The organism is Streptomyces camponoticapitis (assembly GCF_014646115.1).
Lineage (GTDB): Bacteria > Actinomycetota > Actinomycetes > Streptomycetales > Streptomycetaceae > Streptomyces > Streptomyces camponoticapitis.
Window position 1 is genome coordinate 182547 of sequence record NZ_BMMV01000016.1, and the last position, 23610, is coordinate 206156.

Here is a 23610-nt window from a genome sequence, read left to right on the forward strand (position 1 = left end):
GCGGCTCATGTGCGAGAAGCTCATCACTTGCCGAACGCCATCATGGTCTTCGTCTCCATCTCGGCCTTGTCGTCGGTGGCGCTGACACGGCTGCTGGTCACGTAGAACCGCCCGTCCACGTAGTCCAGTTCGGAGGAGTAAAAGGAGTTCTCGATCTCGGACGTGGACTCCGGATTCTTGAGCAGCACCTTGGGCGAGCCGCCGGTCGGCGCCAGGGTGGCGATCGCGCCGCCCTTGTCGTACGAGGGCTCGAAGTAGACGACCACGTTCGCGCCCTCCATCCGCAGCGGTGTCATGACGCGCTCGGCCGGGGCCTTGGCGCGCCACTTGGCCTTGCCGGTGGCGAGGTTGAAGGCGATGACCTCGTTGGTGCCGGTGGAGCCCGTCTCGCTGGGCTGCGTCGCCATGTAGAAGGTGTTGGCGTCGGCGGCGATACCGGTGCAGCCGTCCAGGTTGGCGCCGAAGACGATGAAGCTTCCGCCGCAGTTGGGCTGGAACTTGTCCTTGCCGCCGTCGATCTGCGAGCGCACGGTGCCGTTGTCGTTGAGCGCGACGATGGCCCAGGACTTCTTGTCCGGCTCGGTCAGCGACAGGACGATCGGGTTGCTCGAATAGACCTTGTCGAGTTCCCAGTTCGTCTTGAGCTTGTACGTCCACCTGGCCTTGCCGGTGGTCGGGTCGAGCTCCTGCACCTGGTTCTGCTGGTTGTCGATGTCACCGCCGGGGCACGTCTCGGCGGCGATCATCCGGGGGCCGCTGGAGATGGCGTTCGGCTGGCAGTTGCCGGGGACCTCGTCGAAGAGCTCCTTGCCGTCGCTCATCCGGTAGGCGTTGACATGGCCGGTGCGGGCCGCGGTGACGGTGTCGCCGTTGATGGCGAGGGTGATGTCGGAGAGGAAGTCCCAGTTGCCCGCCTGCTTGACCTCCTGCTTCCAGCCGCCCTTGCCCGTCTTGAGGTCGACCTGCTGGAGCACGTTGCAGTCGGCCTTCTCCGTGACCCCGTCCTTGATCGCGATGACGATCTTGCCGTCTTCCGTGGGCAGCGAGGGCGCGGCACACGCCTCGGCGGGCAGGGTGAGGCTCCACTTCTGCTTGCCGTCCGCGGCGCCGTACCCGACCAGCTTCTTGTACATGGCCTTGGCGACGACATCGCCGGCGAACCAGGGGCCGTACACGTCGGCGCCGTTCTTCGGCAGGTCGACATCGTTCTTCTGGAGCCACAGGACCTTCGACTCGCCGTCCTTGCGCCCGGCGTTGAGGTCGTCCTGCGCCTCTCGCCCGCCGCCGGTGCCGTCGCCGTCGTCCGGGACGGACTCGCCGGTGGGCTTGGCGTCCTTGTCCTTGCTGACGTTCTTCTTCCCCCCGCCGTCGTCGTCACCGCTGACGGCGAACCAGGTGCCGCCGCCGATGACGAGCAGGCCCGCGACGGCCGCGGCGATGACGACGCCGGGCTTGCGCTGGAAGAAGTTGCCGCCGCCGCTGCCGCCGCCCGGGGGCGGGGTGGGCGCGCCGGGGAACTGCTGGGGCGGGTAACCGCCGCCACCGCCGTACGGGTTGGGCTGGGAGCCGTAGGGGCCCGGCTGGTTGTAGGGACCGGGCTGGTTGTACGGGCCCGGCTGCGCGTAGGGGCCGGGCTGACCCGGCTGCTGGCCGTACGGGCCGGGCTGGTTGTACGGGCCCGGCTGGGCCGGCGGCTGACCGGGCGCGGGCGGTGTCTGCTGCGGGTACCCGTATCCGGGCCGGCCCTGCGGCGGCCCCTGCGGGTAGCCGTATCCCGGCTGTTGGCCCGGCTGCTGGCCCGGCGGCGGTGGCTGGCTGGGCGGCTGGGTCATCAGCGCTTCCCCCCTTGTCGTACGGTCCCTCGTCCGGTCGGTCTCCCCCGCGATTCCGGATGGCTGGAAATCAGCTCTCGTACACGAGTTGATGGCCACCGGAAGGAGCGATTCGGGCTTGGAATCCGCAGTGTCACGTCAGTCGAGCGGGCCTTCTTTGTATCACTCGCACCCCTGTACGGGAGGGGCCGGTCCTCCCCTGTTCCCAAGGGAGGACCGGCCCGTGATGCGGTTGTTACGAGGTCTGTACGGGACCTCTACGCGTCCTCGGCGAGCTCCATCCAGCGCATCTCCAACTCGTCGCGCTGCGCGACGAGTTCACGCAGCTCGCTGTCGAGTTTCGCCACCTTGTCGAAATCCGTGGCGCTTTCGGCGATCTGACCGTGGAGGGCGGTCTCGCGCGTCGACATCTTGTCCAGCTGCCGCTCGATCTTCTGGAGTTCCTTCTTCGCGGCGCGGTTGTCCTTCGCGGACGCGGCGGACGCCGGCGCACCCCCGCCGGACCGTGCGGGCGCGGACACCGCGGCAGGGACGGCCGACTCCACGACCTGGCGCCGCCGTTCGAGGTACTCGTCGATACCGCGCGGCAGATGACGCAGGGTGGCATCGCCGAGGAGCGCGTACACCTTGTCCGTCGTCCGCTCGATGAAGAACCGGTCGTGGCTGATGACGACCATCGAGCCGGGCCAGCCGTCGAGCAGGTCTTCGAGCTGGGTGAGGGTCTCGATGTCGAGGTCGTTCGTCGGCTCGTCGAGGAACAGCACGTTGGGCTCGTCCATCAGCAGCCGCAGGATCTGGAGCCTGCGCCGCTCACCACCGGAGAGGTCACCGACGGGCGTCCACTGCTTGTCCTTGCTGAAGCCGAACTGCTCGCAGAGCTGCCCGGCGGTCATCTCCCGCCCCGTACCGAGGTCGACCCGGTCGCGCACCTGCTGGACGGCCTCCAACACCCGCAGTGTGGGCTTGAGTTCGCTGACCTCCTGCGACAGGTACGCCAGTTTGACGGTCCGGCCGACGATCACCTTCCCCGCCTCGGGCTGGACGTCGCCCTGCGTTCGGGCCGCCTCCGCGAGCGCGCGCAGCAGGGACGTCTTGCCCGCGCCGTTGACGCCGACGAGACCGATCCGGTCACCGGGGCCGAGCTGCCAGGTCAGATGCCGGAGCAGCACCTTCGGCCCGGCCTGGACCGTGACGTCCTCCAGGTCGAAGACCGTCTTGCCGAGGCGCGCGTTGGCGAACTTCATCAGCGACGAGGTGTCGCGGGGCGGCGGCACGTCCGCGATCAGTTCGTTGGCGGCCTCGATGCGGTAGCGCGGCTTGGAGGTACGGGCCGGCGGGCCGCGCCGCAGCCACGCCAGCTCCTTGCGCACCAGGTTCTGCCGCTTGGACTCCTCGGTGGCGGCGATCCGCTCACGCTCGGCGCGGGCGAAGACGTAGTCGGAGTAGCCGCCCTCGTACTCGTGCACCGCACCGCGCTGCACGTCCCACATCCGCGTACAGACCTGGTCCAGGAACCACCGGTCGTGCGTCACGACGACGAGCGCGGACCGGCGCTCACGCAGATGCCAGGCGAGCCAGGAGATGCCCTCGACGTCGAGATGGTTGGTCGGCTCGTCGAGGACGATCACGTCCTGCTCGGCGATGAGCAGCTTCGCGAGCGCGATCCGGCGCCGCTCGCCGCCGGACAGCGGCCCGATGACGGTGTCGAGCCCCTGCGGGAATCCGGCCATGTCGAGCCCGCCGAACAGTCCGGTGAGCACGTCCCGGATCTTGGCGTTGCCGGCCCACTCGTGATCGGCGAGATCCCCGATCACCTCGTGCCGGACGGTGGCGGCGGGATCGAGCGAGTCGTGCTGCGTGAGCACCCCGAGCCGCAGTCCGCCACTGTGCGTGACCCGCCCGGTGTCGGCCTCCTCCAGCTTGGCGAGCATCCGGATGAGGGTGGTCTTGCCGTCTCCGTTACGCCCGACGACCCCGATCCGGTCCCCCTCGGAGACACCGAGGGAGACACCGTCGAGCAGCGCACGGGTGCCGTACACCTTGGTGACTGCCTCGACATTGACCAGATTGACGGCCATTTCACTCCTGCTACGGGACGGATGGATCGACGTCCCAGGGTAGTCGGCGCGGGGGGCGGCCGGGGCGGGCGGTCCGGGTGGTGGGCGGGGACCGGACGGAACCGGTGGTGTACGCCCGCGCGACGGGCCCGGGGGGCTTCGACCCCCTGGGCTTCGGTTCCATCCCTGCGGGCGGTTTGATCATCGGAGCCGTACGGGCCGCCCCAGGCACCCATACGCTACTCAACGTAGTCACTCGACTACCGATAGCTAAAGGGGATTTGGGATGCGTTCCACATCTGCGGGCCGTCTGGCGGCCCTTGCCTCGACAGTCCTGGTGCTGGCCGGCGGGGTGAGCGTCGGCGCGGCCCGGGCGGAGGTGCCCGGCGGACCCATCACATACTCGATCGAGTTCTCCAACCCACGCGAGAGCGACGACAACGACCTGCCCGAGCCGTACGGCGAGGTCACCGTGAGGGCCCCGTGGGGACAGCAGACCGCGCTGTGGGAGCACCCCGACCGGGACATCAACACGCCCACCCTGCCCCGCTATCCGCTGTTCGGCGGCGCCGAGCACCGGTACGCCCCCCACCCCGTCTCCGCGGTGTGCGCCTTCGTGGGCGAGGACGACACGGGCATCAACGCGGACGACATCCTCGCCGACGGCTGCGTGCCGTACACGGGCCCCGGCGAGTACACGATCAGCGCCGAAGGCGGGTCGGTGACGGTCACCGTCTACAACTTCGGCTGACGCTTTCCGTCTGACGGCTGAGCCCGGCCACGGGTGCCCGCGTCCCGCGTGGGCACCCGTGCGCCGGGCACGGCGGGTGGAGAGAAAAGGGACCGGTATTGGTCTGGGCCAGAACACCCCTGCCTCTGTAGCCTCACCCGTGGCCGGCCCGCACACCCCCCACTCGCCGGCTCCAGGAGGTCACGGTGAAATTTCGCACCAGAAGCACGGCGATCATCGGCACCATCTGTCTCATCGGTTCCCTCGCGCTGGGCCAGGCGTCCGCCGACGAGCGGAGCGCCCCACGCCCCGCGGCCGCCGAGGTCGTGCTCACCGAGGTGGGCACCGCGCTGAACCCCATCGCCGGTGCCGCCGGGCCCGACGGCACCGTCTGGATCGCCGAACGCGCGGGCACCGTACGGGTCCTGGGCGACCAGGGGCTCGGCGAACCCGTCCTCGACATATCCGACGAGACCACCACCGACGGCGAACGCGGACTGCTGGGCGTCGCGTTCGACAAGGACTTCGCGCACTTCTACATCTCGTTCACGAATCTTGAAGGCACCAGCACGATCGACGAGTTCGCCGTGCGGGACGGCGCCATCCAGCAGGACACCCGGCGCACCGTCCTGACCCAGACGCAGCCGTTCGAGAACCACAACGGCGGCGACATCAAGTTCGGCCCCGACGGCTACCTCTACATCGCGCTCGGCGACGGCGGCTCCGGCGGCGACCCGCAGGGCAACGGGCAGAACCTCGACACCCTGCTCGGCAAGATCCTGCGGATCGACCCGACCGGCGGCGAGCCGTACGCCATCCCGGCGGACAACCCGTTCGTGGACGACCCGAACGCGAAGGACGAGATCTGGGCGTACGGGCTCCGCAACCCCTGGCGCTTCTCCTTCGACTCCGGCACGGGCGACCTGCTCATCGGCGACGTCGGCCAGAGCGAGTGGGAGGAGATCGACTGGGCCTCCGCGAACAGCGGCGGCGGCGAGAACTACGGCTGGGCCTCCATGGAGGGCAACCACCCCTTCCGCGGCGGCACGGAGCCCGCGAACCACGTCCCGCCGGTGCACGAGTACGACCGCAACGGCCTGGGCTGCTCGGTGACCGGCGGTTTCGTCTACCGGGGCGACGCCATCCCGGACCTCCGGGGTCATTACGTCTACAGCGACTACTGCGACGGCACGGTCCGCACGCTGAAGATCGAGAACGGCGCCGTGACCGGTCAGGGCGACCTCGGGGTCAACGGCGGCGAGGTCATCTCCTTCGTACAGGGCGGTGACGGCGAGCTGTACGTGCTCGCCCTCGGCGGCACCATCTCGCGTATCGACGCGGCGTAAGCACCACCACGGCGGGCCCGGTGCCGACGTCCCGGCACCGGGCTTCGCCATGCCCGGGTGCGGAAATCCACTGCCGGTACGAGCACGTCACGTAGCGTTCGCTCACCGCCGCGGGCTCGGACGTCGAGACGATCGAACGCCACCCCGCCCGCACCCCCGCCGAGGCGATCCGCCGGATCCGGCTGCCCTCCGCGCCTCACGGTCACGCCCCCACCCCTCCAGGGGCGGACCACGCGCGTTCTCGCTCAGCCACCGCGACCGCCACCGCCACCGTTGCCACGACCGCTGAGCGCAACCCGCACACCGCGACATTCACAGAAGGCGAGCCACCCACCATGACCAGCCCCATCACCTGGCAGAAGTCGTCCTACTCGGGATCCGACGCCGAGATCCAGTGCGTCGAACTGGCCCACGTCGACGGACGGATCCTCCTGCGGGAGAGCGACGCGCCGGACACCGTCGTCACCACCGACCGCGACAGACTGCGGGCGTTCCTGCTCGGGGTGAAGGCAGGGGAGTTCGACCACCTGGTCTGAGTCCGGGCCCATGGACGCCGCGCGAAAAACCTCGGCGGTGATGTCGAGAACGCGCGGCCGGCTCCGTCCCCGGTGTGAACGCGGCCAGAATGGGTCGCGTCGGCACCGAGGAGAGACATCATGGCCAAGTATCTGCTGCTCAAGCACTACCGCGGCGCCCCCGCCGCCGTGAACGACGTCCCCATGGCGCAGTGGAAGCCGGAGGAGATCACGGCGCATGTGCAGTACATGCGCGATTTCGCCACCCGGCTCGAAGGGACCGGTGAGTTCGTCGACAGCCAGGCGCTCTCCGACGAGGGGACCTTCGTCCGGTACGACGGCGAGGGGCGCCCGCCGGTCACCGACGGGCCGTTCGCGGAGACCAAGGACCTCATCGCCGGGTGGATGGTGATCGACGTCGACAGCTACGAGCGCGCGCTCGAACTGGCCGGGGAGCTGTCGGCCGCCCCCGGGGCGGGCGGGGAGCCGATCCACGAGTGGCTGGAGCTGCGCCCGTTCCTCACCGAGCACCCCACCGTCACGGAGTGAGTCCCGAGGTGAACGAGGCGCTGCTCCGGAGCCTCACCCCGAGCGTGCTCGGGGTCCTCGTCCGCCGCGGAGCCGACTTCGCGGCGGCCGAGGACGCCGTACAGGACGCGCTGGTGGAAGCGGTCCGCGTATGGCCCGAGGACCCGCCGCGGGACGCGAAGGGCTGGCTGGTCACGGTGGCCTGGCGCAAGTTCCTCGACGCCACCCGCTCGGACGCCGCCCGCCGCAGGCGTGAGGACCTGGTCGAGGAGGAACCGGCGTCCGGTCCTGCGGCCGCGGTGGACGACACGCTGCGGCTGTACTTCCTGTGCGCGCATCCGTCACTGACGGCGTCGTCGGCGGTCGCGCTCACGCTGCGCGCCGTCGGCGGGCTGACCACCCGCCAGATCGCCGAGGCGTATCTGGTGCCCGAGGCGACGATGGCGCAGCGCATCAGCCGGGCCAAGCGCACGGTCTCCGGTGTGCGCTTCGACCGGCCCGGGGATGTGGCGACCGTGCTGCGCGTCCTCTATCTCGTCTTCAACGAGGGCTACTCCGGGGACGTCGACCTCGCCGCCGAGGCCATCCGGCTCACCCGGCAGCTCGCGGCCTCCATCGACCACCCCGAGGTGTCGGGGCTGCTCGCCCTGATGCTGATCCACCACGCCCGGCGGGCGGCCCGGACCGCGCCCGACGGGAGCCTGGTGCCGCTGGCCGAGCAGGACCGGGGCCGGTGGGACACCGAGTCGATCGCCGAGGGCATCGAGATCCTCCAGGCGGCACTCGCCCGCGACCGGCTGGGCGAGTTCCAGGCCCAGGCCGCGATCGCGGCGCTCCACGCGGACGCGCAGAGTGCCGGAGAGACGGACTGGGTGCAGATCGTCGAGTGGTACGACGAACTCACCCGCCTCACCGACAACCCGGTCGTCCGGCTCAACCGCGCGGTGGCGGTCGGCGAGGCGGACGGACCGCGCGCCGGCCTGGTGGCGCTCGCGGCGCTGGACGACAAGCTGCCCCGCCACACGGCCGTGGCGGCGTACCTCCACGAGCGGGACGGCGACCTGGAGACGGCGGCGCTGCTGTACGCGGAGGCGGCGCGGAAGGCGTCCAACCTCGCGGAACGCGACCATCTGACGCGCCAGGCGGCCCGGCTCAACGCCCGCCGGGGCGCTCAGGACGTGTCTCGGAAGTAGCGTCGTCCGCCCGCGGGGCGCCGTGCGCCGGACGGGACTTCCGCAACGCGCCCTGGGGCGTGTCCGGCGGCGGTCCCGGGAGTCCGCGTTTCACGGCCGGCCGCCGAACTGCCAGTTGTGGACCTCGATGTCGGCGTACCCGTCCTCCGTGAGTACGGTCCGGGCCGTGGCCGCGTCGAGGGCGCGGAGCAGCGCCGCCGTACCCACCCAGGTGGTGTCGTCGTCGGACATCAGCGGCCCGTACGCGATCAGTTCGGCCCGGTCGGACGGGACGGCGAGGTCGACGGCCGGACCCTGGCCGCGGCCATGGCCGAGCACCAGATACCGGTCGCCGTCCTCGGGGCCGCCGGGGAAGTCCCACATGGTGCGGCCCAGCGCGTTGTGCCAGCGGCGCAGCAGCACGTCCCGGTACACACCGGCCTGGTAGCCGGGCTCGTCGAAGGCGAAGGCGCGGGCGGCGGCCGGGTCGGGCAGGTCGAGGATGTGCACGCTGCCCGAGCATGTCTCGTCGTCGATGAGAGTCGGGCCGCGCGCGATCATCTCCTTGGCGTACCGGTCCATGTAGGACCAGTGCTCCTCCAGAAGTTGATGGCGCAGCGCCATGGAGCCGGGCCGGTCGCGGTGGTAGCAGAAGAACTCCATGGCGTTCAGTGTTCACCACCGGCGCGCCCGTTCGCTCACAAGGTCGCCACCGGATTCGGAGCGTCCGGCTGGATCTGTTCGACGACTTCCCAGCGCTCCGCGATCAGCCCGTCCTCGATACGGAAGATGTCGGCCACCGCGATGTCGAGACCGGTCGCCGGCAGCCACCGCCGGGAGAACATCGTCACGTAGTCCTCTTCGGCGGTCAGTCGGCGGATGTCGATCCGCAGATCGGCGAGGGGCAGAAGCCGCGCCGCCGCGAGCCAGTCGGCCTTCGTGGCGGTCCGGAACGGCAGCCCGTGATCGGCGTAGTCGTCACGGAGCAGCGGTGCGACACCGTCGAGGTCCGGCGGACGCGGAGAGCGCCGCGATCCTGCGAGATTTCGGGCCGAGCCGCGGGTGGCGCATGTAAGCGCACACCCGCCACCGTCGGGCACGCCCCTATCCGGCCGGCCCTCGGCGTCGCGGTGCCCGTTCGGGGATCCGGCTGTGGATGTCCGAGAGCGCGTTCCGCATCGCCATGCGGAAGAGCTCGGCCTGGTGGTCGCCGAGGAAAGAGGTGTGCCCGAACACCTCCAGTACGACGAGTCCGTGCAGATGCCCCCACGCGCCCAGGAGCAGTGCGGCGGCGGGGGCCGGCAGGGTCCCGGGACCGTCCGGACTCAACAGCCCCAGATACTCCCGGAATTCGGGCGAGAGCTCGGGGGCGTCGGCGGCGGCGAGCTGGGCCCGGGTGAAGCCGTCGAACATCTCGCGCTGGAAGATCGCGCTCATCCGGAGCATCGCCTGGGTGGTCGGTCCCCCGACGGGCGCCGCGTACTGCCGCAGCGGAGTTCCGTAGAGGAGCTGGAACAGCTCGGGGCGGGCGATGGCCCACCGGCGGTAGCCCTCGGCCGCGGCCACCATGCGCGGCACGGCCGGGTCGGCGGGCGGGGTGTCGACGGCGGCCTCCACCGCGTCGGCCAAGTCGTCGTACGCCTTGACGATGAGCGCCGTGACGAGGGCGTCCCGGCTCGGGAAGTAGTGGTAGAGCGCCTGGACGGTCATCCCCAGGCCGCGTGCGACCGCTCGCAGCGACAGCGCGTGCGGCCCCTGCTCGGTGATCTGGGACTCGGCCGCGGCCAGGATCTCCTGGGTGGCGGTGGCCCGGCGCCGCTCGCGCAACGAGGGCGGCGCGGGCGGGTGTTCGGCTGCGGGCATACGGCGACGGTACGACGTGAGGTCCGCCGGGACAGCGGGAGGTTCCGGAGTGTGAGGAAAATCTAACACTGCCAAATCTTCTTCCGCCTGGCTAACGTCTGCTGCGGCGACCAGGGGTGCGACACCGCACCAGCCACCGACAGGCGACCGGCCTCGGCGGTGCACCGCGCCGAACTCCCTCTCATCAACCGCGGCTCACCCATGCCGTTTTCAACTTTTTTCCCGCGTAGGTTCGTAAAGGAGAACGGGCGTGTTTGAACGCATAGCCGATCTGGCGATCCGCCGGTCCCGGCTGGTACTCGTCGTCGCCGTCGTGGCCGTGGCCCTCATGGGCGCGGTCGGCGCCGGCGCCTTCGGCAAGCTGAAGGGGGGCGGCTACGACGACCCGTCCTCGCAGTCCAGCCGGGCCGGGAAGGCCATCGAGGAGAAGTTCGGCGGCGAGACCAACCTGGTCCTGCTGGTCCGGGCCCCCGAGGGCCGCGTCGACACCCCGGAGGCCGACAGGAACGGCCGGGCCCTGGTGGCCGACCTCAAGGGCGAGAAGGCCCTGGACAACGTGGTCTCGTACTGGGACACACGGAGCCCCGACCTCCGCTCCAAGGACGGCCGCGAGGCTCTGGTGCTCGCCCATGTGAAGGGCGACACCACGGAGCAGGAGAAGAACGCCAAGAGCCTCGTCGACGAGTACAGCGGCTCGTACGAGGGCGGGCTCACCGTCCGGGCCGGCGGCGGCACCGGGGTGGGCGTCGACCTCTCGACCCAGGTGCCCAAGGACCTTCTCCTGGCCGAGGCCATCGCCGTACCGCTGACCCTCCTGCTGCTCCTCGTCGTCTTCGGCAGCGTGGTCGCGGCCCTGCTGCCGCTGGTCATCGGGACCATCGCCATCGCGGGCACGTTCGCCGAACTCTTCCTCCTCGGCGGCGTCACCGACGTCTCCAACTCCGCGACCAACCTGACCACGGCGCTCGGACTAGGGCTGGGCATCGACTACGCCCTGCTGATGATCAGCCGGTTCCGGGAGCAGCTCGCGACGGGGGCGAGCGTGGACGACGCCGTCCGGCACACGGTGCGCACCGCGGGCCGTACGGTCGCCTTCTCCGCCGCGACGGTGGCCGTCGCGCTCGCCGCGCTGCTGGTGTTCCCGCAGTACTTCCTCCGTTCGTTCGGCTACGCCGGGGTCGGTGTCGTCGCCATCGCGGCGATCAGCACCCTGTTCGTGATGCCGGCCCTCTTCGTGGTCCTGGGGCACCGGGTCAACAGCGGGCGGCTGCCGTGGGCGAAGAAGGAGCGTGCCGCCGACTCCCGTACCCCGCTGTGGGGTCGGCTGGCGCGCACCGTCATGCGGCGGCCCGCGCTCACCGCGCTGCCCGTGCTCGCGGTGCTGCTGCTGGCGGCGAGCCCGCTGCTGGGCATCACCCTGGGTACGCCGGACGAGCGTGTGCTGCCCGAGGACGCGGAGAGCCGCCAGGTCTCCTCGGTGCTGCGGGAGAAGTTCAGCGGCAACGACGACTCGGCCATCCACGTCATTCTCGACAAGTCCGTCGCCAAGGCGCCGTTGGAGTCGTACGCCACCGAACTCTCCGGGCTCGACGGTGTCGTACGGGTCGAGGCGGGCACCGGCACCTACGCCCTCGGCCGGCCGGCCGAGGCCGGCACCGGCAACGCCGCCCTCAGCCGGCCCGACGCGCAGCGGCTCAACGTGGTGAGCGATCTGGAACCGAAGTCGGACCGGGCCCAGGCCCTGGTCGAAAAGGTGCGGGCGCTCGCGCCGCCCGCCGGGTCGGAGCCCCTGGTGGGCGGGGTCGACGCCGAACTGGTCGACTCCAAGGACTCCATCGGCGGACAGGTCCCGGTCGCGCTGGCGCTGGTCGCCGTCACCACCTTCGTCCTGCTCTTCCTCTTCACCGGCAGCGTCGTGCAGCCGCTGCGCGCGCTGGTCCTGAACGTGATCAGCCTGGGAGCGACCCTGGGGGTCATGACCTGGATCTTCCAGGACGGCAACCTCGCTTCGCTGCTGGGCGTCACACCCCAGCCGATGGAAGCGTCGATGACCGTGCTGATGTTCGTCATCGCCTTCGGCCTCTCGATGGACTACGAGGTCTTCGTCACCAGCCGGATCAAGGAACTCCACGACCAGGGCAGGGACAACGAGTCCGCCGTGACCGACGGCCTCGGCCACACGGGACGTATCGTCACGGCGGCGGCCTGTCTGCTCGCGGTGAGCTTCTTCGCCTTCGGCACGGCCCAGGTCAGCTTCATGCAGATGTTCGGCCTCGGCAGCGGGCTGGCCATCCTCATCGACGCCGTCGCCGTACGCGGTGTGCTGGTCCCCGCCGCGATGCGGCTGCTGGGCCGCTCCGCCTGGTACGCGCCCGGCTTCCTGCGGAAGTTCCACGGGCGGTTCGGCCTCAGCGAGAGCGGCCCGGAGCCGGCTCCCGTGGAGGCGTCGCCGTACGTGAGGAGCGCCACCAAGGTCTGAGGGATCCCGCTCCTGTCCGGCCGGCCCCGCCCGGGGTCCGGTCGGTCAGGCACCGGGACGTCACGGGGGTCAGGCGCCGAGCAGGATCCGGGCCAGTTCCTCGGGCCGGGAGAACATCGGCCAGTGCCCCGTGTTCATCTCCACCAGCCGCCACTTGTCGCTCTTCATCAGCTCGGCCACGTCCGGCGGCAGCTCCGGCCAGTCCAGCAGGCATTTGATGTACGTCGCGGGAAGCTCCCCGAGCGGGCGGTCCAGCTTCGCCGGCCCGGTCAGGCTCGCACCCGGGTGCGGCGTCGAGCCGGCCACGATGCGGGCGATCTGCTCGTCGTCAAGGCCCTGCCCCTCGTACTCCTCAGCCGTGAGGGGCGCCCAGAAGCCGCCGTTCTCGGCGATCGACGCCTCAAGGGTCGCCGAGCCGGAGGCGAACGACTTCCCGTCCGCAGGCACGTCCGAGTCGACGAACACCACCCGGGCCAGCCGGTCCCCGATCCGCTCGGCCGCCTGCCCGACCGGGATGCCCGAGTAGCTGTGCCCGACCAGGACGACATCACGCAGATCGAGACGCTCGATCGCGCCCACGATGTCCTGGACGTGCGTCTCCTGATCGATGGGCGTCTCCCGCCCCTCGTCCCGTCTGTCGGCCAGCCCGGACAGCGTCAGCGCGTGGGCCCCGTGCCCGGCGGCGCGCAGCTCGGCCACCACCTCGTCCCACGCCCACGAGCCCAGCCACGCGCCTGCCACGAGTACGTATTGAGTCATGGCGGGAATCTAACGCAGGGGTCTGACAACGGGGGTGCCCCGGACAGGCAGGCCGGGCCGGGGCTAGCGTTCTCGTGAACCGAGTCCACACCGAGCGAACAGGAGCGCCCCGTTGACCGTCGAACTGCGGGCGGGTCCGACCCCCGCCGGGGCTCCCGCCCTCGACCTCCGTCCCTGGGACGACACCGGCATCCAGCCGCTCATCGACATCTACCGCGACCCCGCGCTCCGGCGCTGGACCCGGATACCCGTCACAGGGGTCGAGGACGCGATGCACTGGCTGGAGCTCCAGCGGGACGGATGGCGTACCGGGGAGCGGCTCAGCTTCGCCGTCCGGGAATCGGACCGGATCGTGGGCCACGTCGTCGTCAAACGCTCCGCCGCACACGACGACCGCGCCGAGGTCGGCTACTGGACCGCCGCCGAGGCCCGGGGACGGGGAATCGCGACACGGGCCCTGGAGACCCTGACCGACTGGGCGTTCACCACCCTCGCCGGACTCACCCGCCTCGAACTGCTCCACCAGATCGACAACCGGGCCTCCTGCCGCGTCGCCCAGAAATCGGGCTACACCTACCACCAAACCCTTCCGGCCCGCCCCCCGTTCCCCCTGGACGGCCACCAGCACGTACGGGAGGCGCCGCGGTAGGGCGGCTCCGGAGACCGGGCCGCCCTCACAGGGCCGGTCCGGCCGTCAGGACACCACCCGCGCACCCGGCGCCGGTGACGAGGTCACCCGTGCCGTGCGGCAGTTGCCCGAGGTCAGGAGGGCCTCGGACACCGTATTCGCCGAGTCCTCGTCCTTCGTCAGGAACGCCGTCGTCGGGCCCGAGCCCGAGACCAGGGACGCCAGTGCGCCCGCCGACGTGCCCGTGGCGAGCGTTGTCGCGAGGGAGGGGCGCAGGGAGAGGGCCGCGGGCTGGAGGTCGTTGGTGAGGGTGGAGGACAGGGCCGTCGCGTCGCCCGTGCGCAGGGCCGTCAGCAGGGCCGGGTCGGCGGCGGGTGGTGGGACCTGGGACGTCGCGTTGAGGCGGTCGAACTCCGCGTAGACCGCCGGGGTCGACAGGCCGCCGTCCGCGACCGCGAACACCCAGTGGAACGTGCCGCCCACCTCCAGCGGTGTCAGCCGCTCCCCGCGCCCGACGCCGAGGGCCGCCCCGCCCAGCAGGCTGAACGGTACGTCGCTGCCCAACTCGGCGCAGATGGCGAGCAGTTCGGCCTCGGACGAGCCCAGCGACCAGAGCGCGTCACAGGCGAGCAGCGCGCCCGCGCCGTCCGCGCTGCCGCCGGCCATGCCGCCCGCGACGGGGATGTCCTTGTCGATGTGGATATGGACGCGCGGCTCGATCCCGTGCCGCCGCGCCAGCGCGACGGCCGCCCGCGCGGCGAGGTTCGTCGCGTCGAGCGGGACCTGGTGCGCGTCCGGGCCCGCGCAGGTGATGCGCAGTTCGTCGGCCGGGCTCACGGTGATCTCGTCGTAGAGACCCACCGCGAGAAAGACGTTGGCGAGGTCGTGGAAGCCGTCGGGGCGCGCCGCGCCCACCGCCAGCTGGACGTTGACCTTCGCCGGTACCCGTACGGTCACCTCGGTGCCACTCACGCGTGCGCTCCCTTCGACTCCGCGATACGTGCGAACTCCTCCACCGTCAGAGACTCCCCCCGCGCCTGCGGCGAGACACCCGCCGCGAGCAGTGCCGTCTCCGCCGCCGGGGCCGACCCGGCCCAGCCCGCGAGCGCCGCGCGCAGCGTCTTGCGGCGCTGTGCGAAGGCCGCGTCCACCACCGCGAAGACCTCGGTACGTGACGCGGTGGTCGTGAGCGGCTCGGCGCGCCGGACGAGCGAGACGAGGCCCGAGTCGACGTTCGGCGCGGGCCAGAACACGTTGCGGCCGATGGCGCCGGCGCGCTTGACCTCCGCGTACCAGTTGGCCTTCACCGACGGAACGCCGTAGACCTTGTTCCCCGGCGCCGCCGCGAGCCGGTCCGCGACCTCCGCCTGGACCATGATCAGGGTGCGCTCGATCGTCGGGAACTGCTCCAGCATGTGGAGCAGGACGGGCACGGCGACGTTGTACGGCAGGTTCGCCACCAGCGCCGTGGGCGTCGGGCCCGGCAGTTCGCGTACCCGCATCGCGTCCGCGTGCACCAGCGAGAAGCGGGCGGCGCGGTCCGGCATCCGGGCCTCGACCGTACGCGGCAGCGCGGCGGCGAGGATGTCGTCGATCTCGACGGCCGTCACATGCGCGGCCGCCTCCAGGAGCGCCAGCGTCAGCGAGCCGAGCCCGGGGCCCACCTCCACGACCACGTCGTCCGGCCGCACACCGGCCGTACGCACGATCCGGCGGACGGTGTTGGCGTCGATGACGAAGTTCTGGCCGCGCTGCTTCGTGGGCCGCACGCCCAGTGCGGCGGCCAGCTCGCGGATGTCTGCGGGGCCCAGGAGGGCGTCGGGCTCTGTGGTGCTCACCCGTGCAGCCTACGGCCGCAGTGCGGCCACGGACTCGCCCCCCTTTGCACGTAGAGCTTCTTCGCCCGCATCGTCTGCTCCCCCGCCGACGCGTCCTGCGGGCGTCCGCTGCCGCCGAGGGACTGCCAGGTGCCGGTGTCGAACTGGTAGAGCCCTCCGTACGTCCCCGAGGGGTCGACCGCGTCCGGCCGGCCGCCCGACTCGCAGGCGGCGAGCCCGGCCCAGTCGAGTCCGTCGGCGCCCGCGACGGAGGCCGGGCGCTGCTTCGTACCGACACTGATCCGCTGGGTCACGGGCGCGCGGACGATCGTCTCGGAGATCTGGCGGGGCTTCTGCCTCACCCCGTTGACGGCACGCACCGTGTAGGTGAGACGGCGCGTCCCCTGCTCGCCCTGGCGCGTGACGACCTCCGTGCCGGTGAACAGCGAGGGGTCCTGGATCCGTTCGGTGGCGTACGGGACGGCCTCGTCCCGGACGATCTCGTGGCGGGTGATCCGCATCACGGTGATCGTCTGGCCGTCGCGGGGGAAGCTCTCGGGCCGTACGGAGGTGGTGTCCTGGCCGTGCAGGGCCAGCCCGGCGTGGGCCAGGGCCTCGCGGACCGTCGCGGCGTTCGTACGGATGGTGTGCTCGCGCCCGTCGGCCATGAAGGTGACGGTGCGCTCCGTCAGGACGGCGAGCGCGAGCCCGCTGCGGGGGATCGCGGACGAGCGCGAGACGGAGAGGAGGGCGCCCTGCGCGCGTACGCCGAGCTGCCGCAGCGCGCCGTCGACGGTCTCGGCGGTCGTCCAGATCTGGCGGCGCCGGCCGTCGAGGGTGAGCATGACGGGGCGGCCGTGGCGGACGACCACCGTGTCGCCGTCGGTGAGTTCGGCGCCCCGGCCGGGGGCGACGAGATCGTGCTCGCCGATCCTGACGCCCTCGTCGGCGAGGAGTTCGTCCACGTCGTCGGCGAAGGTGTGGAGGGTGCGCGGGGTGCCGTCGACGCTGAGCCTGACAGCCTTGTCGTCGGCGACGAAGGCGGAGGTGCCGCCGGCCAGGACGGCGACGACGAGGGCCTGCGGGACGAGACGGCGGCGGGAGGCTCGGCCGGGATCGGGGCCGGCGTCGAGATCGGCGTCGGCGTCGGCGTCGAGATCGGCGTCGGAGCTCGCGTCGAGATCGGGTACCGGGTCCGCGCAGACGACGGGCGGTGGCTGCTGGTGCGGGACGGGCCTCGTCTCCGGCAGGGTGAACCACGGCACGGTGAACCACGGCACGGTAGGCGCCGGTTCGGGGCGGGGCCATACCTCGCGATGCCCGCCACGTCCGGCACGGTGACTGCCCTGCGCACTGCTCATGACGCTCGACGCTCCACAAGTCCGGTCCGGCCCCCACCCGATGCCCGGCGGACACTAGCGGAGCGATCGTCACTCTCCAAAGCAGCACGACTACAAGGCGTAGCTGTTCGAACGCCGCCGGCGCCTCCCCGGCCGGGCCGGACCGACCGGGACCAGCCGTCTCAGTAGCCGAAAGCGCGCGCCGTGTTGGCCGAAATGGCCGTCGCCATCGCGTCCTCGCCGATCCCCCGGACTTCCGCCATCGCGCGCACCGTGACCGGAATCAGATACGGCGCATTGGGCCGTCCCCGGTACGGAACGGGCGTCAGAAAGGGTGCGTCCGTCTCGACCAGAACGAGTTCGAGCGGAGCCACGGCCAACGCCTCACGCAAGGGACGCGCGTTTTTGAACGTCATATTTCCCGCGAAGGACATGAAGTAGCCTGCGGCGGCACAGATTTCGGCCATTTCCGCATCGCCCGAATAGCAGTGGAAAATGGTCCGCTCCGGAGCGCCTTCGTCGGCGAGGACGCGCAACACATCGGCGTGCGCGTCACGGTCGTGGATCACGAGCGCTTTTCCGTGCCGTTTGGCGATCTCGATATGCGCGCGGAACGAGCGTTCCTGCGCGGTCATCCCGTCGGGCCCCGTACGGAAGAAGTCGAGCCCGGTCTCGCCGACGGCCAGCACCGGAGCGAGGGCGGCCAGCCTGTCGATCTCGCTGAGCGCGTCGTCCAGGGCCGCGTCACCGCCGGCCTCGCGCACGCCCTGGCGCGACCAGCCGTCGGGGTCGCCGTGGACGATGCGCGGCGCCTCGTTGGGATGCAGCGCGACAGCCGCGTGCACGGACGCGTGCGCGGCGGCCGTCTCGGCCGCCCAGCGGGACCCCTTCACGTCGCAGCCCACCTGGACGACGGTCGGCACTCCTACGGAGGCGGCCTTGGCGAGGGCCTCCGTGACGGTGCCGCTCTGCATGTCCAGATGGGTGTGCGAATCGGCGACCGGCACTCGCAGCGGTTCGGGTGCCGGCGGCGCTTGGTCGGAGCGTGTGGCGCTTTTCGGGCTCATGGGCACGATCGTACGAGGACCGCGCCCGCCGGTCCCGGGCAGCCGGGCGCTGTCCGGTGGCCCGAGCGGCCTGCCCGCGGTGGAACCCGAGCGGCCTACCTGCGGTGGAAGGGGTGCAGCAGATCGGAGAGATGCCAGTGGTGGGCCGGCTTCCCCTGCGCGTTCTCGGCCACGGCGGCGATCGCCGCCCCGCCCGCCTCGTTCGTCACCGGTGTCGGATCCACCGGCTTCGGCACCTTCGCCGCCTTCGCGGTCTTCGCCGCCTTGGACGCCTTCGGCGCCTTCGGCGGCCTGGGCGTCCGGACGGAGTTCCCCTGCCGGCTCATCAGGGCGTGCACCGAGGACACCTGTCCCGAGCGCATGATGCGCACGACGTGGTGCCCGCAGTTGACGCACGTCGGACTCGACAGCGGTGAGGGCACCCGCAATCCGTCCGCCTTGTACACGACGAATTCCTGTCCGGAACCGTCCTTGTGGTGTTCTATGTCATACGCCTGTTCCCAGCCGTGACCGCATCGCATGCAGCAGAACGCATATGCCTCGTGGGCGACGGTGTTGCCCGTGATCTCACTCATGCCCAGCTCCTCTCCACTCGACCCAGTGGACGCCTATTCGGGCGGGAGCGCATCAACGCTGTCGATTAATGGCAGGCTCTTGGCCTCCTCATGCCGAAAGGGCCCGGCACACGGTCTGCGCTTTGCTTTTCAGGATGGTCCTTTACCGTCCCGGGGGCTTGTCCGAGCAGCATTCTTTGCCGCTACGACCGCATCGAAGACGTCGCGTTTGGGCACCCCTCCTTCCAGGGCGACAGCCGCGATCGCCTCCTTCCTGCGCTCCCCCGCCTCCTCCCTCACCCGCACCCTGCGCACCAGTTCCCCGGGGTCGGTCACGGGCGCGGGCTCCGGGGCCCCCTCGACCACGACGGTGATCTCTCCGCGTACGCCGTCGGCCGCCCACTTCGCCAGTTCACCGAGACCGCCGCGCTTCACCTCTTCGTACGTCTTGGTCAACTCGCGGCAGACGGCGGCCCGCCGCCCCGCGCCGAAGACCTCGGCCATCGCCGCGAGGGTGTCGTCGAGCCGGTGCGGCGCCTCGAAGTAGACGAGGGTGCGGCGCTCGTCGGCGGCCTCGCGGAGCTTCACCAGCCGTTCGCCCGCCTTCCGCGGCAGGAACCCCTCGAAGCAGAAGCGGTCCACGGGCAGACCTGAGAGGGCCAGCGCGGTCAGTACGGCGGAAGGACCCGGCACCGCGGTCACCCTGATGTCGCGCTCGACGGCCGCCGCCACCAGCCGGTAACCGGGGTCGGAGACGGACGGCATCCCCGCGTCCGTCACCAGGAGCACGCGGGCGCCGCCGGCCAGCGCCTCCACGAGTTCCGGCGTACGGGCGCTCTCGTTGCCCTCGAAGTACGACACGACGCGGCCCGTGGTCCGCACGCCGAGCGCCTGCGTGAGCCTGCGCAGCCGCCGGGTGTCCTCGGCGGCGACGACGTCCGCCGCCGCGAGCTCGGTGGCGAGGCGCGGCGGGGCGTCGGAGGTGTCGCCGATGGGGGTCCCGGCGAGGACGAGAACGCCGGCCGGGGCCGCGGGGGCCGTTCCGCTGGGGGGCACAGTAGTCACGTACGCCATCCTCGCAGGGCACCCTCCGCACCGGGGCCGCCGCCGTGTCCCCACCCGGTCCGCCCCTGGTCCGCGCCGGTGTCCGCGCCCGGTTCGCGTCCGCTCCGCCCCCGTGTCCGCGCCCGTGTGCCCACGACCCGCAGTCGCGTTCCCTACGATGGCGCGGTGACCAGTACTGCGCCAGAAGCCCTCCAGGGTCGTGACGCCGAGGACAGGCCGCCGTCGTGGCCCCAGCGCCTGCGGCGGTTCGGCTATGCGCCGAGACCGGTGATCGGGCTGCGCGAGCGGCTGGTCCCGCCGTACACGGAGCCGTCGACACGCCTGTGGATCGTGCTCGGCGTACGGCCGCTGCTCGCCGACCGGCTGATCCGCTGGTCCGCGTGGACGGGGCCGCTGCTGGTCGCGCTGGTCGCCGGACTGATGCGGTTCTGGCATCTGGGCAGCCCCAAGGCGGTGATATTCGACGAGACGTACTACGCGAAGGACTCGTGGGCGCTCGTCAAGCAGGGGTACGAGGGCAGCTGGCCCAAGGACGTCGACAAGCTGATCCTGGCCGACCCCTCGACGGTCCCGGTGCCGACCGACCCCGGCTATGTGGTGCACCCGCCGGTCGGCAAGTGGATCATCGGGCTCGGCGAGCTGATGTTCGGCTTCGACCCGTTCGGCTGGCGCTTCATGGTGGCCGTCCTCGGCACGCTCTCCGTACTGATGCTGTGCCGTATCGGCCGCCGGCTGTTCCGTTCGACGTTCCTGGGCTGTCTGGCGGGCGGGCTGCTCGCCGTCGACGGACTGCACTTCGTGATGAGCCGCACCGCCCTGCTCGACCTGGTGCTGATGTTCTTCGTCCTGGCCGCGTTCGGCTGTCTGCTGCTCGACAGGGACTGGGCGCGAAGGCGGTTCGCCGACGCGCTGCCGGTGGACGCCGAGGGGGTGCTGCGCCCGGACGCGGCCATCGCCGGGGGGCTGCGGCTGGGCTGGCGGCCGTGGCGTATCGCCGCCGGTCTGATGCTGGGTCTCGCGTTCGCGACGAAGTGGAACGGCCTCTACATCCTGGCCGCGTTCGGCCTGCTCACCGTCTTCTGGGACGTGGGCGCGCGGCGCACCGCCGGCGCCGTACGCCCGTATTCCGCCGTCCTCAAGCGCGACCTGCTGCCGGCCTTCGTCTCGACGGTCCCGGTCGCGATCGTCACGTACATCGCCTCCTGGACCGGCTGGATCGTCACCGACAAGGGGTACTTCCGGGACTGGGCCGCCGGCGAGGGCCGGGGCGGGATGTGGTCCTGGCTGCCGGACTGGCTGCGCAGCCTCTGGCACTACGAGACCGAGGTCTACAGCTTCCACGTCAATCTGACCTCCGGGCACACCTACCAGTCGAACCCCTGGAGCTGGATCGTCCTGGGCCGCCCGGTCTCGTACTTCTACGAGGACCCGAGGGGCGGTACGGAGGGCTGCACGGCGGCGCCCGCGGACAAGTGCGCCCAGGAGGTCCTGGCGATCGGCACGCCCCTGCTCTGGTGGGCGGCGTGCTTCGCGCTCCTGTACGTGCTGTGGCGCTGGTTCTTCCGCCGCGACTGGCGCGCGGGCGCGATCGCCTGCGGGGTGGCGGCGGGCTGGGTCCCCTGGTTCTTCTACCAGGAACGCACGATCTTCCTCTTCTACGCGGTGGTCTTCGTTCCGTTCCTCTGTCTGGCGGTCTCGATGATGATCGGCGCCATGCTGGGCCCGGCGGGCTCGGACGAGAGACGCAGAACGATCGGCGCGGTCGGGGCGGGCGTTCTGGTGCTGCTGATCGTGTGGAACTTCATCTATTTCTGGCCCGTCTTCACGGGGCAGACGATCCCGGTCGATGGCTGGCAGGACCGGATGTGGTTCGACACCTGGGTGTAGTCGCACCGGGTCCTCGGCGGGCGGTGACGTGGGTGCGTCGCGGTCCGATAACAGCCCCTCATCCGTTCACTCTCGTCCCGTAGAGTGCGAAATCATCGCTCCTTGAACACGTTCAAAAACGTGGCCGGGGGCGCTCCTGGGGGAGGGGACCGCGCTCATGCGCAGTGGAACGAAGGTCGCGATCGTCGGCGGTGTGTTCATCGTCGTCGCCGGTGGCATCGGGTACGGGGCGTACAACGTCATCAGCGGGGACGACGGGGGGAGCACCGGGACCGCGTCGAAGTCGGCCGAGGTCAGAACCGGGCCGCCCAGCGCGGAAGAGATCAAGAACACCGCCGAGGAGTTCCTCGCCGCGTGGGCCAACGGCAAGGATCCCGAGCTCGCCGCCACGTACACGAACAACGCGGCCGCCGCGAAGGAAGCCGTCGCCGGGTACAGCGGGCAGGCGCACATCACGGGCGCGGTGATCACTCCGGGCACGGCGACGGGCGCGAAGGTGCCGTTCACGGTCAAGGCGACGGTGAAGTACAAGGGGCTGAGCAAGCCCCTGTCGTACGCCTCCGAGCTGACCGTGGTCCGGGGGGTGACCACCGGGAAGCCGCTGGTCGACTGGGCGCCGACTGTCATCCATCCGAAGCTGACGAAGAACAGCAGCCTGGTCACCGGCGAGGCGCCGACGCCGCCGATCAAGGCGGTCGACCGGAACGGGACCGAACTGACGGCCGAGAAGTACCCGTCGCTGGCGCCGGTGCTCGACCAGTTGCGGGACAAGTACGGCGAGAAGGCGGGCGGCGAGTCCGGCGTCGAGACGTGGATCCGGACGGACGGTGACGGCGAAGGCGCCACAGGTGGCAGCGTGCCGCGCAAGACGCTCCTGACGCTCTCCAAGGGCAAGAGCGGCGAGCTGGCGACGACGCTCGACGCGAAGGTGCAAGCGGCGGCCGAGCAGGCCGTGAAGAAGTTCGACGAGGCGTCCGTCGCGGCCGTGAAGCCGAGCACCGGCGAGATAGTCGCCGTCGCCAACAACCGTGAGGACGGCTTCAACGCGGCGATGCTCGGCAAGCAGGCGCCGGGCTCGACGATGAAGATAGTCACGGCGGCGATGCTGCTGGAGAAGGGCCTGACCGGCGCGGACCGGCCGGCCGAGTGCCCGAAGACCGTGCTCTACCAGGGCACTTCGTTCCACAACCTGGACAACTTCGACATCCAGGGAGGCACTTTCACGCAGAGCTTCGCCCGGTCCTGCAACACCGCCTTCATCAAGCTGATCGACGACACGAAGGACGACCACGCGCTGCCCGCCGAGGCCCGGCAGGTCTTCGGCCTCGGGCTGAACTGGCAGACCGGCATCGCGTCCGCGGACGGCAGCGTGCCGGAGTCGGACGGGGGCGGGGCGGCCGCGCAGTACATCGGCCAGGGCACGGTCCAGATGAACGTACTGAACATCGCGTCCGTCACGGCCACCACGAAGGACGGCACCTTCCGCCAGCCGATCATCGTCCCGCGCGACCTGGACAACCGCGAACTGGCCGTCGCCGAGCGGCAGTTGTCGGGCGCGGTGGGGCAGCAGCTGCGCGACATGATGCGCGAGACGGCCTCGTGGGGCACGGGCAAGGCGGCGATGGCCGGGCTCGGCGGTGACAAGGGCGCGAAGACGGGTTCCGCCGAGGTGGACGGCCAGACCACGTCGAACAGCTGGTTCACCGGCTTCCAGGACGACCTGGCCGCCGCCGCGAGCGTCGAATCGGGCGGCCACGGCGGCGACGCGGCGGGCCCGGTGGTCGCGGCGGTACTCGCGGCGGGGTGAGCGGGGGGGGCGCGCTGCGGGCCATGCGCTGGGCGCCGGTGATCGCCGCGCCGGGCGCCGGTGGCACCGCCGTACTCACGGCGGGACGAGCGCGCGCGCAGGGCACCGGGCGCAGGCGGTCGCCGCAGTACTCACGGCGGGATGAGCCAGCGCACGAAAGCCCG

At 71.1% G+C, this 23610-nt stretch carries 21 protein-coding genes; 9 read left to right on the forward strand and 12 right to left on the reverse strand.

The annotated features are described in order from the left end of the window. Window positions 1-23: 23 nt before the first annotated feature. Together IEY79_RS23710 and IEY79_RS23715 are read right to left on the reverse strand one after the other, a co-directional pair. Complete coding sequence (locus tag IEY79_RS23710; protein ID WP_189109580.1) at window positions 24-1832, reverse strand: outer membrane protein assembly factor BamB family protein; 1809 nt, start codon at window positions 1830-1832, stop codon at window positions 24-26. Window positions 1833-2089: 257 nt separating this feature from the next. Then, entirely contained in the window at window positions 2090-3910 is a 1821-nt protein-coding gene (locus IEY79_RS23715) for an ABC-F family ATP-binding cassette domain-containing protein (protein ID WP_189109581.1), read from the reverse strand. 265 nt (window positions 3911-4175) lie between these two features. Here IEY79_RS23715 and IEY79_RS23720 point away from each other — a divergent pair, with 265 nt between their 5' ends. From IEY79_RS23720 to IEY79_RS23740, 5 genes are all read left to right on the forward strand, one after another. Further along, window positions 4176-4640, forward strand: coding sequence for a hypothetical protein (locus tag IEY79_RS23720; RefSeq protein ID WP_189109582.1), 465 nt, complete (start codon window positions 4176-4178; stop codon window positions 4638-4640). A gap of 185 nt (window positions 4641-4825) precedes the next feature. Beyond that, window positions 4826-5965, forward strand: a complete 1140-nt coding sequence (locus tag IEY79_RS23725) for a PQQ-dependent sugar dehydrogenase (protein WP_189109583.1) — start codon at window positions 4826-4828, stop codon at window positions 5963-5965. Window positions 5966-6300: 335 nt separating this feature from the next. Next, on the forward strand, window positions 6301-6501 hold the full coding sequence (locus IEY79_RS23730; RefSeq protein WP_189109584.1) for a DUF397 domain-containing protein: 201 nt from the start codon (window positions 6301-6303) through the stop codon (window positions 6499-6501). 120 nt (window positions 6502-6621) lie between these two features. Continuing rightward, window positions 6622-7029 carry a YciI family protein gene (locus tag IEY79_RS23735; RefSeq protein WP_189109585.1) on the forward strand — a complete coding sequence of 136 codons (408 nt, stop codon included), beginning with the start codon at window positions 6622-6624 and terminating at the stop codon, window positions 7027-7029. A gap of 8 nt (window positions 7030-7037) precedes the next feature. Then, the gene (locus tag IEY79_RS23740) at window positions 7038-8201 is read left to right on the forward strand and encodes an RNA polymerase sigma factor (RefSeq protein ID WP_189109626.1); all 1164 of its coding nucleotides are present in this window, start codon (window positions 7038-7040) and stop codon (window positions 8199-8201) included. A gap of 90 nt (window positions 8202-8291) precedes the next feature. Here the strand turns inward: IEY79_RS23740 and IEY79_RS23745 are convergent, their stop codons facing one another. The 3 genes from IEY79_RS23745 to IEY79_RS23755 are packed head-to-tail and all read right to left on the reverse strand — an operon-like array spanning window position 8292 to window position 10043. Beyond that, the gene (locus IEY79_RS23745) at window positions 8292-8843 is read right to left on the reverse strand and encodes a YciI family protein (RefSeq protein WP_189109586.1); all 552 of its coding nucleotides are present in this window, start codon (window positions 8841-8843) and stop codon (window positions 8292-8294) included. Window positions 8844-8878: 35 nt separating this feature from the next. Beyond that, the gene (locus IEY79_RS23750; RefSeq protein ID WP_189109587.1) at window positions 8879-9280 is read right to left on the reverse strand and encodes a nuclear transport factor 2 family protein; all 402 of its coding nucleotides are present in this window, start codon (window positions 9278-9280) and stop codon (window positions 8879-8881) included. 4 nt (window positions 9281-9284) lie between these two features. Further along, window positions 9285-10043: a TetR/AcrR family transcriptional regulator gene (locus tag IEY79_RS23755; protein WP_189109588.1), complete on the reverse strand. Its 759-nt coding sequence runs from the start codon at window positions 10041-10043 to the stop codon at window positions 9285-9287. A 250-nt stretch (window positions 10044-10293) separates the two neighbouring features. Here IEY79_RS23755 and IEY79_RS23760 point away from each other — a divergent pair, with 250 nt between their 5' ends. Continuing rightward, window positions 10294-12522, forward strand: coding sequence for an MMPL family transporter (locus tag IEY79_RS23760; RefSeq protein ID WP_189109589.1), 2229 nt, complete (start codon window positions 10294-10296; stop codon window positions 12520-12522). Window positions 12523-12591: 69 nt separating this feature from the next. Here the strand turns inward: IEY79_RS23760 and IEY79_RS23765 are convergent, their stop codons facing one another. Next, the gene (locus IEY79_RS23765; protein ID WP_189109590.1) at window positions 12592-13281 is read right to left on the reverse strand and encodes an alpha/beta fold hydrolase; all 690 of its coding nucleotides are present in this window, start codon (window positions 13279-13281) and stop codon (window positions 12592-12594) included. A 112-nt stretch (window positions 13282-13393) separates the two neighbouring features. Here IEY79_RS23765 and IEY79_RS23770 point away from each other — a divergent pair, with 112 nt between their 5' ends. Then, the gene (locus tag IEY79_RS23770; protein WP_189109591.1) at window positions 13394-13930 is read left to right on the forward strand and encodes a GNAT family N-acetyltransferase; all 537 of its coding nucleotides are present in this window, start codon (window positions 13394-13396) and stop codon (window positions 13928-13930) included. Between the two features lie 45 nt (window positions 13931-13975). Here the strand turns inward: IEY79_RS23770 and IEY79_RS23775 are convergent, their stop codons facing one another. From IEY79_RS23775 to rsmI, 6 genes are all read right to left on the reverse strand, one after another. Then, a complete protein-coding gene (locus IEY79_RS23775) occupies window positions 13976-14881 on the reverse strand; it encodes a 4-(cytidine 5'-diphospho)-2-C-methyl-D-erythritol kinase (RefSeq protein WP_189109592.1) in 906 nt (301 codons plus the stop codon). Continuing rightward, window positions 14878-15747, reverse strand: coding sequence for a 16S rRNA (adenine(1518)-N(6)/adenine(1519)-N(6))-dimethyltransferase RsmA (gene rsmA, locus IEY79_RS23780; protein WP_189109593.1), 870 nt, complete (start codon window positions 15745-15747; stop codon window positions 14878-14880). Before rsmA ends, IEY79_RS23775 begins: the two co-directional genes overlap by 4 nt. Continuing rightward, window positions 15744-17087: a resuscitation-promoting factor gene (locus IEY79_RS23785; RefSeq protein WP_189109594.1), complete on the reverse strand. Its 1344-nt coding sequence runs from the start codon at window positions 17085-17087 to the stop codon at window positions 15744-15746. Before IEY79_RS23785 ends, rsmA begins: the two co-directional genes overlap by 4 nt. A 161-nt stretch (window positions 17088-17248) precedes the next feature. Next, complete coding sequence (locus tag IEY79_RS23790) at window positions 17249-18133, reverse strand: TatD family hydrolase (protein WP_189109595.1); 885 nt, start codon at window positions 18131-18133, stop codon at window positions 17249-17251. 95 nt (window positions 18134-18228) lie between these two features. Then, entirely contained in the window at window positions 18229-18708 is a 480-nt protein-coding gene (locus IEY79_RS23795; RefSeq protein WP_189109596.1) for a hypothetical protein, read from the reverse strand. A gap of 129 nt (window positions 18709-18837) precedes the next feature. Then, window positions 18838-19752, reverse strand: a complete 915-nt coding sequence (gene rsmI / locus IEY79_RS23800) for a 16S rRNA (cytidine(1402)-2'-O)-methyltransferase (protein ID WP_229701069.1) — start codon at window positions 19750-19752, stop codon at window positions 18838-18840. Between the two features lie 165 nt (window positions 19753-19917). On the opposite strand from rsmI, the gene IEY79_RS23805 reads away from it, so the two are divergent. Together IEY79_RS23805 and IEY79_RS23810 are read left to right on the forward strand one after the other, a co-directional pair. Further along, window positions 19918-21639: a dolichyl-phosphate-mannose--protein mannosyltransferase gene (locus tag IEY79_RS23805; RefSeq protein ID WP_189109598.1), complete on the forward strand. Its 1722-nt coding sequence runs from the start codon at window positions 19918-19920 to the stop codon at window positions 21637-21639. Between the two features lie 157 nt (window positions 21640-21796). Then, on the forward strand, window positions 21797-23446 hold the full coding sequence (locus tag IEY79_RS23810) for a penicillin-binding transpeptidase domain-containing protein (RefSeq protein ID WP_189109599.1): 1650 nt from the start codon (window positions 21797-21799) through the stop codon (window positions 23444-23446). Window positions 23447-23610 lie beyond the last annotated feature (164 nt).